Below are 12997 nucleotides of genomic sequence, written 5' to 3' on the forward strand. Positions count from 1 at the left end.
AGCGGCTAGAGGAGAGTCCTCACTTTAAGGGCGGGCATTGTAGCGCTGCGGGGCAGGGAGGTAAAGGAAAACGCCTGGCCCGATAAGTGTTGCGTTATCGGGCCGCAATTTGCGCTACAGCCTCAGGCAATCCGGCATGCGTCCGCTTCCCAGCGATACCCGACGCCATACACCGCGCGGATAAATGACTGCTCTTCGTCGAGCGCTTCCAGCTTGCGACGCAGGTTTTTGATGTGGCTGTCGATGGTGCGATCCGTCACCACGCGGTAATCATCGTAGAGATGATTCAGCAACTGTTCGCGGGAAAACACTTTTCCCGGCTCGTGAGACAGGGTCTTGAGCAAGCGGAATTCCGCAGGCGTCAGGTCAAGCATTTTACCGCGCCAGGAGGCCTGGAAGCGGCTTTCATCGACGACAAGCGGGCTTTCAGCGTCCAGTTGTTGTAGTTCACGCTGTGGCTTGCAGCGGCGCAGAATGGTCTTCACGCGGGCGACCACTTCACGCGGACTATAAGGCTTGCAGATGTAATCATCCGCGCCGATTTCGAGCCCCAGCAGGCGGTCTATCTCCTCAATTTTGGCGGTGACCATCACAATAGGCACTTCGGAGAAGCGGCGGATCTCTCGACACAGGGTCAGGCCATCGGTACCCGGCAGCATCAGGTCCAGCAGGATCAGATCCGGCGGGGTCTGGCGCACATAGGGCAGAACCCGATCGCCATGGCTAATCAGCGTCGGGGCATAGCTTGCGGCACGCAGATAGTCGATAAGTAACTGTCCCAGCTTGGGTTCATCTTCCACAATCAGGATGCGTGGTGTGTTTTCATCAATGGGTAACTCAGTCATACGTCTCTCTGTAAATCGCGTTCCAGCGGTAACTCTACTGTAATGCTAACCCCGCCAAAAGGCGAATGGGCTGCGTGGATGTGACCATTATGCGCGTCGACGATGTTGACGCAAATTGCCAGCCCCAGACCGGAGCCTCCGCTGGCGCGGTTGCGTGAACCTTCGGTGCGGTAGAATCGCTCAAACAGTCTCTGAAGTTGCTCGTCACTGACCCCCGGCGCGGAGTCGGCAAAGGTGATCAGGACGCGTTTGTCTCGCTGTTCTGCGCTGATGCGCAATCCGCCGCCGCTGTCTGTGTAACGAAGGCTGTTTTCCAGCAGGTTGTTGAATAACTGCATCAGGCGATCGCGATCGCCGAACACGGTCACGCTATCGGGCAGGGAAAATTCTAACGTCAGCCCACGACTGACAAAACGTTCACGGAATGCGCCACCTGCCACTTCCAGTAGCGGGATTAAATCGACGGAGGTTTTTTGATAGGCCAGCGCGCCTTCGTCAGACATCGAAAGCTGGTGCAAATCGTCGACCAGTTTGGTCAGCGTACCCACTTCCGCCTGTAACGAGGCTACCGATTCCGGCGTGAATTTTCGCACCCCATCCTGAATCGCCTCCAGTTCACCGCGCAGGACCGCCAGCGGTGTGCGCAGCTCGTGCGAGATATCGGCCATAAAGTCACAACGCATCTGCTGATTCTTTTCCAGCGTACTGGCGAGCTGGTTGAAGTCCTGCGCCAGTTTGCCCAGTTCATCGGCACTGGTGGCGGTAACACGGGTGGTGAAATCCCCCGCAGCCAGTTTGTGCGTGCCTTCAACCAGACGTTTGACCGGGGCCAGCAGTCCGCGCGCGAGTGGAAAGGTCGCCAGCGCCGCCAGCAACGTCGAGAGCGCGACGATAAGCCAACTGGTACGCCGCTGCTGTTTATCGAAATTGATGTCGGTGTTACGCGTCAGGCGTTCGACGGGGGAGGCGATCACCGCGCCGACCTCAAGGCCGTTCACCAGAATGGGACGCCGCGTGCCGTCTTTGGGAACCGGGCCGCGCGGGCCGACCATCACATGGGCATCCTGGTCCACCACCCAGAACTGAGTACGCCAGCCGTGCGGCGGCATACCGGGCCCCTGTTTGTCATCGTCGTTGTCATGTTCAAATGAGCGGAGGATCTGGAACACAAAGCGTTCATTATTGCGCAGAAAGCGCCAGTTGCCGTGCAACTGGTACTGTTCGCCTAACGCGTCGCTGAGCATGGTCAGGCGCTGTTCGTTGCCGTTCTTAATGTAATCAATGAACCCTCGCTCGAAGCTGATGCGCACCGCCCAATGCATACTGATCAACAGTACGATGCAGGTGGCGAAAATCGCCAGAAACAGTTTGCCGGTAATACCGGGTCGCCAGAGCTTCATCAGGTTCTCCTTTTACGTCGCGCAATGACGACATTTTTGTGGGTATCATTCGGGACGCGAGCAAAGATCACGGCGGGCAAGGCGATGATAAAAGCCATACACAGCCAGGTGTACATAAAGACGGTATGGGATGTTCCGCTATCGACCGTCATGTGCTGCTGCCCGAACATCCCTAGCAGCAACCCGGCGACGGTAACACCGATACTCATCGAGAGTTGCATAATCATCGACAACAGGCTGTTCCCGCTGCTGGCTAATTCATCCGGCAGATCTTTCAGGGTCAGGGTGTTCATGGAGGAGAAACGCGTCGAGTTGACCATGCCCTGAACAAACAGCACCAGCGGCAGCAGGTAATACCAGCCAAGCAGGGCGGTGGACATAAACAGCAGGGTCACCACCGATAGCCCAAGCGTGGTGGTCACCAGCACCCGCCGATAGCCAAAGCGGTTAACCACCTGCACGACAATACGTTTCATGCCCATACTGCCGAGCACCATGGGGATCATCATCAACCCGGCGTGAAACGGGGAGAAGCCAAGACCGATTTGCAAAAAGACCGGCGTCATAAAGGGCAACATGCCGCTGCCGACGCGCCCGGCGAAACTGCCGAACAGCCCCAGCGAGAAGGTCGGCGTGCGAAACAGGTGGAGGCTGAACAGCGCCCGCGGATTACCTTTGGCATGTACCAAATAGAATAAAATGGCCGCCACACCGCACGCCACCAGCGCGCCGAGGGCGAGTGGCGAAATCCCCATTCCCTTGCTGCCGTCCAGCGCGATGGTCAGGACCGCCATCCCTGCCGCCAGCAGCAGAAAACCCGAGAGGTCAAAGCGCCGGGTTTGCATGGTGTAGTTGGGCATCAGCATCAGCGTGGCGATAGCACCAATGATTCCGACCGGGAGATTGATCAGGAAAATCCAGTGCCAGGAGGCGTATTCCACGAGGATCCCGCCCAGTGCCGGGCCGAGCAGCGGACCAATCTGGCCCGGCAGTGTGACAAACGTCATCGCCGCCATGTACTGCTCACGCGGGACAATTTTCATCACCGTCAGCCTACCGACCGGCACCATCATGGCTCCGCCGATGCCTTGCAACACCCGCGCCATGACCAGTTCATTCAGCGTGCTGGAGCCCGCGCAGAACAGCGAGCCCAGGGTAAACAGCACAATGGCGGTGAAGAAAATGTTCCGCACGCCGATTTTGTCCGCCAGCCAACCGCTGGCAGGGAGCATGACCGCCACGGTCAGCACATACGAGACCACGACCATGTGCATATGCAACGGGCTTTCCCCGAGGCTTTTTGCCATCGAGGGAAGCGCGGTATTGACGATGGTGGTATCCAGCGACTGCATAAAAAAGCCGAATGCCACAATCCACAGTTGCCAGCGGGTGCTGTTGGGAAGTTCTGTCATGTCTCTGTTATCGGTTTACGGTGTTTACGCGAAAAACGCAGCCGCAGACGGTCGAAAAAGAGGTACACCACTGGAGTGGTGTAAAGCGTTAACAACTGGCTCATCACCAGACCGCCGACGATGGTAATCCCCAGCGGCTGGCGCAGTTCAGAACCGTCGCCGCCGGAAAGCACCAGCGGCAGCGCGCCAAACAGCGCGGCCAGCGTGGTCATCATTATCGGACGAAAGCGCAGCAGACAGGCCTGGAAAATCGCCTGCTCCGGGGTGAGGTTGCCATGCCTTTGCGCTTCCAGCGCAAAATCGACCATCATGATGGCGTTTTTCTTCACGATGCCAATTAATAGCATGATCCCTATCAGGGCGATTAGGCTGAACGGGGCATCGAAAATCTCCAGCGCCAGCAGCGCGCCCACCCCAGCCGAGGGAAGGGTGGAGAGGATGGTCAGCGGATGAACGTAACTTTCGTACAGCATACCGAGCACAATATAGACCGTGGCAATCGCGGCAATGATCAGGATAACCTGGGAATTCATCGTTTCCTGGAAAACCTGCGCGGTACCGGCAAAACTGCCGCGCACGGTGGACGGTACGCCAAGCTGGGTCATCGCCCGATGAATGGCATCACTGGCTTCTGACAGCGAGGAGCCCGTTGGCAGGTTGAAGGAGATGGTGGACGCCGCCGACAGGCCCTGATGGTTCACCGACAGCGGCGCGTTCGCCGGTTGCCATTTGGCAAACCAGGAGAGCGGAATCGCTTTGCCGTCGCTGTTAATGACGTACATTTTCTCCAGCGCGCTGATGTCCTGGGTGTAGCGTGGATCGACTTCCATCACCACTTTATACTGGTTCATCGGCTGATAGATGGTGGAGATTTGCCGCTGACCAAAGGCGTTGTTCAACAGGCTGTTAGCCGCTTGCACGTCAATGCCCAGTCGCGACATGGTTTCACGATCGTAGATGAGATTCATCTCCGCCCCGTTGTCCTGTTGATCTGAATTGACGTCCGCCAGTTGGGGGAGAGCGGCTAAGGCTTTACGAATCTTCGGTTCCCATTCGCGCAGCGCGGCCAGATCGTCTGACAGCAGCGTGTACTGGTAGCTGGCATTGGACTGGCGTCCGCCGACGCGAATATCCTGTACCGCCATCAGAAACAGATTGGCGCCTGGCTCTTTTGCCAGTTTCACCCGCAGGCGGTCAATCACCTGTTGCGCGGTTTCCCGACGTTCGTCGCGGGACTTAAGGGTGATGAACATCATCCCGCTGTTGACCCGTGAGCCGCCGGTAAACCCGGTGACATTATCCACCGCCGGGTCGTCGCGAATGATCTTCATAAAGTCCTGGAGCTTGCCGCGCATCGCCTGGAACGAGATGCTCTGATCGGCCTGAATCCCGCCCATCAGTACGCCGGTGTCCTGCTCCGGGAAGAAAGTTTTCGGGATCGAAATGTAGAGCCAGATATTCAGCGCAATGGTGCTGAGCAGCACCACGCCGACCAGTCGCGTATGGTTGAGCACCCATTTCAACGACTTACCGTAGCCCTGTTGCAGCGCGACCAGCATGCGGCCAAATCCGCGCAGCCGCTTCTGCTCCCGCGGCTGGCTGGATTTCAGCATCCAGCCGCACATCATCGGGGTGAGCGTGAGCGAAACCAGCAGTGAAATACCAATTGCCACCGACAGCGTGACGGCAAATTCACGCAGTAATCGCCCCGGCAGCCCGCCCATCAGCAGTAACGGCAAGAACACCGCGACCAGCGACAGGCTCATGGACAGCACGGTAAAGCCGACTTCTCGCGTCCCCTGAAGCGCGGCCTGCAAGGGTTTCATTCCGGCTTCCAGATGGCGCGAGATATTTTCCAGCACCACGATGGCATCATCGACCACAAATCCGGTGGCGATGGTTAGCGCCATCAGCGACAGGTTATTGAGGCTGAACCCACACAGATACATCGCGGCAAAGGTGCCAATTAACGAAACCGGAACCGCCACGGCAGGGATCAGCGTGGCGCGTCCGGAGCGCAGGAATAAAAAGACCACCAGAATGACCAGCGCCACAGAAATGATCAGCGTTTGTTCGACCTCTTCCAGTGAAGCGCGAATGGTTGGCGAGCGGTCCTGGGCGATTTGCATATCAATCGAGGCCGGGATGGTGGACTGCAATTCCGGGAGTCTGGCCCGGATGCTGTCGACCGTCTGGATAATGTTGGCTTCCGGCAGCTTGCGGATCATCAGCAAAATCGCCGGTTTGGCGTTGGTCATCCCGGCGTTGCGTACATCCTGCACCGAATCCGTCACCGTGGCGACATCGCCCAGCCGTACGGCACCGCCATTGTTATAGTGAATAATCAGAGGCTGATATTCCGCCGCCGTTTTGAGTTCGTCATTGGTCTGGATCTGCCAGCGATGCGTGGTATCTTCCAGCGCGCCCTGCGGTTTGCGCACGTTAGCGTTGCTGATGGCCGTGCGCACGTCATCCAGCGAGACGCCCTGGTTAAACAGCGCCTGCGGATTCAACCCAACGCGCACGGCGGGCAGCGAACTCCCCCCCACATCAACATCGCCGACGCCATCGATTTGCGCGATGGTCTGCGCCAGTTGGGTTGAGGCGAAGTCGTACAGCTCACCCTGTGAATACGTTTCTGATGTCAGCGTCAGAATCATAATCGGCGCGTCGGACGGGTTCGCCTTGCGGTAGGTGGGACGGCTTGGCATCCCGCTTGGCAGCAGACTTTGCGCAGCGTTAATCGCCGCTTGTACATCCCGCGCTGCGCCGTTGATATCGCGATCGAAGTTAAACTGCAGAATGATGCGCGTGCTGCCCAGCGAACTGCTTGAGGTCATCTCACTGACCCCGGCAATGCGGCCCAGCGAGCGCTCCAGCGGCGTGGCTACGGATGACGCCATCGTCTCTGGCGAGGCACCCGGCAGCGACGCGCTGACCATGATCACCGGAAAATCGACCTGCGGCAGCGGGGCAACGGGCAACAGTCTAAAGCCCAGCACGCCGCACAGGGTGATGGCGAGGGAGATTAAAATCGTCGCCACCGGACGGTAAATGAAGAGGGCGAAAAACCTCATTTACGCCTCCTCTTTCCGGTGAGAGAAGCGGTTTTTCATATACAGCGACAGGCGGTCAAACAGCAGATAGATAACCGGGGTGGTGAAAAGCGTCAGAACCTGGCTGACCAGTAAGCCGCCTACCATGCCGATCCCCAGCGGACGGCGCAGTTCCGCCCCCACACCCGTACTCAGCATCAGCGGCAGGGCGCCCAGCAGCGCCGCCAGTGTGGTCATCAGGATCGGACGAAAGCGCAGCAGACAGGCCTGGAAAATCGCCTCGCGCGGCGCCATCCCCTGTTCGCGCTCAGCGGCAAGGGCAAAGTCGATCATCATGATGGCGTTCTTCTTCACGATGCCGATCAGCAAAATAATGCCGATGATGGCGATAACGCCCAGTTCGCTACCGGCAATCATCAGCGCCAGCAGCGCCCCGACTCCCGCCGTGGGCAGCGTTGAGAGAATGGTGATCGGATGAATAAAGCTTTCATACAGCACGCCGAGCACGATATACATCGCCACCACCGCCGCAACAATCAGCCAGATAGTGCTGCTTAGCGCTGCCTGGAAGGCGAGGGTGCTGCCCTGGAACTGAGTGGTGATATCTACCGGCAGATTCAGCGTTTTTTCGGCGTCCAGAATCGACTGGACCGCATCACCCAGCGAATAACCGTCCGGAACGTTAAACGAGATGGTGGTGACCGGGAACTGATCCAGATGATTGACTGAGAGCGGCGCAAAGCGCTGCTCCACTTTAGCGATGGCGCTGAGCGGTACCATGCCGCCGTCGCTGCTGGTCAGACGGACTGAATCCAGCGCCGCCAGCCCAGGCGTGTTTTCGGTATCGTGTTCCAGCACCACGCGATACTGATTCGCCTGGGTGTAGATAGTGGAAATCAGGCGCTGACCGAAGGCGTTATACAGCGCGTTATCGACATCCGCCATGCTGATCCCCAGCCGACTGGCGCTGTCGCGATCGACATTCACATACGCCACCAGGCCCTGGTCCTGCCAGTCGCTGCTGACGTCAGAAAGCTGTGGTAACGCTTGCAGTTTTTCCATCAATTGCGGCACCCACGTGCTGAGGGCATCCAGCGAGGTGGCCTGTAGAGTGAACTGATACTGCGTGCGACTCACCTGGGTATCAATCGTCAGATCCTGCGTCGGTTGCAGATACAGATCGACGCCCGGCACTCTTGCCACCGCGTCCTGCAAACGGGCGATCACTTTCTGGACGCGGTCGTCACGCTCGTCGAGCGGCTTCAGGTTGATTTGCAGACGCGCGCTGTTCAGCGACGGGTTGGTACCATCGACGCCGACAAAGGAGGTCAGGCTCTCAACCGCCGGATCTTTCAGAATCACATCCGACACCTGGCGCTGGCGCTGGGCCATACTGGTAAAGGAACTGGACTGCGGTGCCTGTAGCGTGCCCTGAATGATGCCGTTATCCTGGACAGGGAAGAAGCCTTTCGGAATAAACACCCACAGCATGATGCTTAACAGCAGGGTGCCCAGCGCCACGCTCAGCGTCAGCCACGGATGGTTCAGCACTTTCGCCAGCCAGTGTCCGTAGCCCGCAATCACGCGGTCAAACATTTTTTCCGACGCGCGGGAGAAGCGGTTTTGCTTACGCAATGACTCCTGGCTCAGCATTCTGGCGCACATCATCGGCGTCAGGGTTAACGACACCACGGCGGAGATTAAAATCGCCACTGCCAGCGTCACGGCAAATTCGCGGAACAGGCGCCCCACAATATCGCCCATGAACAATAGCGGGATCAGGACCGCAATCAGCGAGAAGGTTAACGAAATAATGGTAAAGCCGATTTCGCCAGCCCCCTTCAGCGCGGCCGTCAGCGGTTTTTCCCCTTTTTCGATGTAACGCGAAATGTTTTCGATAACCACGATCGCATCATCCACCACAAAGCCAGTGGCAATGGTCAGCGCCATTAGCGTCAGATTGTTGATAGAGAAATCGAGAAACACCATCACCGCAAAGGTCCCGATCAGCGACAGCGGGACGGCGACGCCAGGAATAATGGTGGCGGGAATATTGCGCAGGAAAAGATAGATGATCATCACGACCAGCGCGATGGCCAGCATTAACTCGAACTGGGTGTCGCTCACCGAGGCGCGGATATTGGTGGTGCGATCGGACAGTACCGTTACGTTCACCGACTTCGGCAGGCTCTCTTTGAGCTGTGGTAGCATCTGATGAATGCTGTCTGCCGTTGAGATGATGTTAGCGCCAGGCTGGCGCTGGACGTTCATCACTATGGCCTGTTCTTTGTTTGCCCATGCGCCAAGCCAGCTGTTTTCCGCCCCTTGTTCAACGGTGGCGACGTCACCAAGACGAACCGGCGCACCATTTTGATAAGCAATGATAAGCTGGCGGTATTCGTCGGCGGACTGCATCTGATCGTTTGCCGAGAGCGTGACCGCCCGGGTGGGGCCATCGAGGCTGCCTTTGGCGGAGTTGACGTTCGCCCCGGTAATCGCCGTACGGACGGTTTCGCTGGTCAGGCCCAGCGCGGCAATGGCCTGCGCATTGAGCTTCACGCGGACCGCCGGGCGTTGACCGCCGGAGAGCGTCACTAACCCGACGCCGGAGACCTGAGAGATCTTCTGCGCTACGCGGGTTTCTACCATGTCTTCCACCTGAGTCATTGGCATGGCGGTGGACGTCACCGCCAGCGTCATGATCGGCGGATCGGCAGGGTTGACTTTACTGTAGACCGGCGGGTTTGGCAGGTCGCTCGGCAGCAGATTGGTGGCGGCGTTAATGGCCGCCTGAACTTCCTGCTCGGCCACATCCAGCGGCAGAGTCAACTGGAACTGGAGGGTCACCACCGATGCGCCGCCGGAGCTTTGCGACGACATCTGCTTCAGACCAGACATCTGACCAAACTGCCGTTCCAGCGGCGCGGTAACCGCAGAGGTCATCACGTCCGGGCTGGCGCCAGGATACAGCGTTACCACTTGAATGGTGGGGTAGTCCACCTCTGGCAGCGCAGAGACGGGCAGGAAACGATAGCCAATGATCCCGGCGAGAAGAATTGCCACCATCAGCAGCGTGGTGGCGACAGGACGCATAATAAACAGGCGCGACGGGCCGCCTGTGCTGCTCGGAGGTAACACCTGCATCAGGAGCGTGCTCCTTTCTTACCGTAGTCGCGGCTGGTGGCTTTTGCATCGGTTGTGGTGGCGGTCTGTGCTTCCACCACTTCCACCTTCGCCCCTTCCGTCAGGCGGTCAATCCCATCGGTAACGACGCGGTCGCCTGCCGAAATCCCGGCGCTGATCACCACCCTCTGGCTGTCCTGAATGCCCGTTTTAACCAGATGCTTACTGACCTTATTTTCATCGTTCAGCACCCAGACGAAGTGACCCTCGTTGCCCATTTGCAGAGCGGCGGTCGGGATCACCACGGCGTTTTGTTCAGTGTCGACCAGCATCCGGGCATTGACAAACTGGTTCGGGAACAGCGCGTCATCCTGATTATCAAAGCGAGCCTTCACTTTAATCGTTCCGGTGGTGGCATCGATCTGGTTATCCAGACTCAGCAGCACACCCGCGCTGAGCTTTTTCGAGTTGGTCCGATCCCAGGCTTCAACCACCAGCGGCTGTCCGCTTTTTTGTGCCTGTACCACGGTGGCGATGTCACTTTCTGGCAGGGTGAACACCAGATCGATGGGATGTGTTTGAGTAATCACCACAATGCCGGTGGTATCGCCGCTGGAAATCTGATTGCCGACATCGACCTGTTTCAGACCGACGCGACCATCGACCGGCGCGGTGATGCGGCTCCAGTCGAGTTGCAGTTGCGCGCTGGCGACGCTGGCCTCATCGGCCTTAATCGTGCCCTCGGATTCGCTCACCAGCGCCTGCTGGGCATCCAGCTCCTGGCGGGAGACTAAATTGCTTTTGACCAGTTGCTGGTAACGGGCCAGATCGCGCCGCGCGTTGGCGAGGGTGGCTTTGTCTTTCGCCAGGACGCCCTGCGCCTGTGCCAGCGCCACTTTAAACTGGCTGGGATCGATCTCCGCCAGCAGGTCACCGGCTTTAACCTGTTGTCCTTCCTGAAAATGAAGCGCCAGCAGTTGTCCATCCACGCGGCTACGCACGGTGACGGTGTTGGCAGCGGTAATCGTGCCCAGTCCGGAGAGATAGCGAGGAACAGCCTGCTCCGTGGCGGTCGCGGCCTGAACCGGCGCGAGTGGGCCCGAGCGCATGCCGCGACGACCTGCGCCAGCCGTTGGCTTCGCTTGCCCGGTTGCGCCGGGCGCTGTGCTCTGCGGTTCACTACGGTTCTGCCAGAACCAGAATGCGGCGATGGCGGCGATGACCACCACGATGGCGATCGTCCAGCGGGATTTGTTACTGCCTTTCATCGTTATGAGTTTCTCATCCTGAAACGTTTCACGGAATGATACTAGTTTAGTCAGCCATCAAGGGAGAAAAATGGAGGAATTATGAAACCCGGTACGGATTCATCCGAATGGCGGCGCGCTTTGCGAGGCGCTACGCAGCAATCATCGTCGAATAAAACGTATGTAAAATTGTGCGCTACAGTGGCGGCACGGCAAAAAGGAGGTAAGCCACGGATTTCAGCAGGATGCTGGAACGGGAAAGCCCCTCCCGAGGAAGGGGCCAAAATAAGGAAAGGGTTATGATGAGGCTAGTCATCATACTGGTGATACTCTTAGTGATCAGTTTCCACACTTACTAAGATACCAGGGGGAGGGGTAACCCTCCCTTGCCCTCACTCCTGACGTTAAGCCACACAAACAGGAATGTCAATCCATCCGCATTCAGCATGCGAGGCGTTTAGCGGAATACCACCTCAGCCCAGCGGGCCAGACCGGCGGTGACGGAACCGAAGTCATCGCCTCCGGCAACGGGAATGCCCGGCAGTTTGGCGGTCAGCGCTTTTTTGATCAGCGGCGAGCGGGCGCTACCGCCGGTCAGATAGATGACCTCCGGTTTTTCCTGGGCGTTATCCAGCGCCAGTTGCACCTGTTCCAGAATTCGGGTGAGCGGCTGTTCCAGCGCGCTCTCCAGTCCCTGCTGACTAATAACGGTTGCCAGATCGTCACGGATAAACGGGAGCGTTGCGTTTATCTCGGGCTGGGCGGACAGTGCAATTTTGCCCTCTTCAGCGCTGCGGACCAGACGATAGCCGAGACGCTGACGCCAGACTTTCAGCAGCAGTGCCACCTGTTCCGGTTCGCGGGCATCGCGCACCAGGTCGTTCAGCAGGCGGCCCGTGGCGCTGCTGTAGAAATCACTTTGCGCCGGGACATCGTTGATAGCCACCGCATTCCACCAGGGCAGTACTGGCAGGGCGATCCCTTTTTCCGTTTCGCCTCCCATTCCGAGCAGCGGCATCAGGTGTTTAAATGCCAGCGCGATATCCAGATCGTTCCCGCCAACACGACAGCCGCTGTGCCCGAGCAGGCTGGACTCGCGGTCGGCGCGGTGATGCCACTGCGGCCCCATCAGCAATAGCGAACAGTCGGTGGTACCACCGCCGATGTCTACCACCAGGACACGTTTTTCCTCCTGCAATGTCGCTTCGTAGTCCAGCCCAGCCGCGACGGGCTCATACTGGAAAACGACATCCTGGAATCCGGCTCGTTTTGCCGCACGCTCCAGAATGCCCTGCGCCTGGCGGTTTGCTTCATCGCCGCCTAATCCCTGGAAGTTAATAGGACGTCCAATGACCGCCTGGGTGATGGTTTCAGGGAGCTGGTTTTGCGCCTGTTGACGGATATGCAGCATCATTGCGCAGACTAAATCTTCAAACAGCGCGACCTGCTGCGGCTTCAGCCCGCTGGCGCCGAGGAAGGATTTCGGCGATTTAACAAAGTACACCTCTTCCGGGTCGTCAATATAGTGCCCAAGCGATGACAGGCCAAACTGTACGCTGCTGGCGTGAACGTCAATGTCCTCGTCGCGATTAAAACGAATGGCCCGGCGCAGCAGCGCCTGCGTTTCATTGTCCGGTGTCGGCACATCATGATGGCGGTAGAGCCATTCGCTCACCGATTCACGCGTCGGCGCGCAAAGCATGGAGGGCAGCAGCGTGCTGCCGTTTTCCATTTTCAGCAGTTGCGGCTTGCCGTCGCGCATGACGGCGACAGAGCAGTTAGCGGTACCGTAATCAAATCCAATAAACACCTTAGAAATCCCCATGCCAGTGAAGAAGGGGCGTGACTTTAGCGAAATGTCGTCGTCGCGACAACTGGAATATGAAAGCAAAGCACAACGCCTGAATAGCGTTT

At 58.2% G+C, this 12997-nt stretch carries 8 protein-coding genes; 1 reads left to right on the top strand and 7 read right to left on the bottom strand.

Annotated features, from left to right (window positions below):
* Positions 1-122: 122 nt before the first annotated feature.
* The 6 genes from baeR to GBC03_13870 are packed head-to-tail and all read right to left on the bottom strand — an operon-like array spanning position 123 to position 11104.
* Positions 123-845, bottom strand: a complete 723-nt coding sequence (gene baeR, locus GBC03_13845; GenBank protein ID QFS71215.1) for a two-component system response regulator BaeR — start codon at positions 843-845, stop codon at positions 123-125.
* Positions 842-2245, bottom strand: a complete 1404-nt coding sequence (baeS, locus tag GBC03_13850; protein ID QFS71216.1) for a two-component system sensor histidine kinase BaeS — start codon at positions 2243-2245, stop codon at positions 842-844. Before baeS ends, baeR begins: the two co-directional genes overlap by 4 nt.
* Positions 2245-3657 (bottom strand): MFS transporter, encoded by a 1413-nt coding sequence (locus tag GBC03_13855; GenBank protein ID QFS71217.1) that lies wholly within the window; start codon positions 3655-3657, stop codon positions 2245-2247. The genes baeS and GBC03_13855 overlap by 1 nt, the downstream gene beginning before the upstream one ends.
* Positions 3654-6734, bottom strand: coding sequence for a multidrug efflux RND transporter permease subunit MdtC (gene mdtC / locus GBC03_13860; protein ID QFS71218.1), 3081 nt, complete (start codon positions 6732-6734; stop codon positions 3654-3656). The genes GBC03_13855 and mdtC overlap by 4 nt, the downstream gene beginning before the upstream one ends.
* Positions 6735-9857 carry a multidrug efflux RND transporter permease subunit MdtB gene (mdtB, locus tag GBC03_13865; protein QFS71219.1) on the bottom strand — a complete coding sequence of 1041 codons (3123 nt, stop codon included), beginning with the start codon at positions 9855-9857 and terminating at the stop codon, positions 6735-6737.
* Positions 9857-11104, bottom strand: coding sequence for an MdtA/MuxA family multidrug efflux RND transporter periplasmic adaptor subunit (locus GBC03_13870; GenBank protein ID QFS71220.1), 1248 nt, complete (start codon positions 11102-11104; stop codon positions 9857-9859). The genes mdtB and GBC03_13870 overlap by 1 nt, the downstream gene beginning before the upstream one ends.
* Before the next feature lie 224 nt (positions 11105-11328).
* Here GBC03_13870 and GBC03_13875 point away from each other — a divergent pair, with 224 nt between their 5' ends.
* The gene (locus tag GBC03_13875; GenBank protein QFS71221.1) at positions 11329-11442 is read left to right on the top strand and encodes a type I toxin-antitoxin system Ibs family toxin; all 114 of its coding nucleotides are present in this window, start codon (positions 11329-11331) and stop codon (positions 11440-11442) included.
* A gap of 98 nt (positions 11443-11540) precedes the next feature.
* Here the strand turns inward: GBC03_13875 and yegD are convergent, their stop codons facing one another.
* Positions 11541-12893 (bottom strand): molecular chaperone, encoded by a 1353-nt coding sequence (yegD, locus tag GBC03_13880; protein QFS71222.1) that lies wholly within the window; start codon positions 12891-12893, stop codon positions 11541-11543.
* Positions 12894-12997: the final 104 nt, after the last annotated feature.

The sequence above is a fragment of the Citrobacter telavivensis genome, from assembly GCA_009363175.1.
GTDB classification, from domain to species: Bacteria; Pseudomonadota; Gammaproteobacteria; order Enterobacterales; family Enterobacteriaceae; genus Citrobacter_A; species Citrobacter_A telavivensis.

Coding starts and splice junctions, on each gene's coding strand:
- baeR (QFS71215.1), bottom strand. CDS start 845: ATGACTGAGTTACCCATTGATGAAAACACACCACGCATCCTGATTGTG.
- baeS (QFS71216.1), bottom strand. CDS start 2,245: ATGAAGCTCTGGCGACCCGGTATTACCGGCAAACTGTTTCTGGCGATT.
- mdtC (QFS71218.1), bottom strand. CDS start 6,734: ATGAGGTTTTTCGCCCTCTTCATTTACCGTCCGGTGGCGACGATTTTA.
- GBC03_13875 (QFS71221.1), top strand. CDS start 11,329: ATGCTGGAACGGGAAAGCCCCTCCCGAGGAAGGGGCCAAAATAAGGAA.
- GBC03_13855 (QFS71217.1), bottom strand. CDS start 3,657: ATGACAGAACTTCCCAACAGCACCCGCTGGCAACTGTGGATTGTGGCA.
- GBC03_13870 (QFS71220.1), bottom strand. CDS start 11,104: ATGAAAGGCAGTAACAAATCCCGCTGGACGATCGCCATCGTGGTGGTC.
- mdtB (QFS71219.1), bottom strand. CDS start 9,857: ATGCAGGTGTTACCTCCGAGCAGCACAGGCGGCCCGTCGCGCCTGTTT.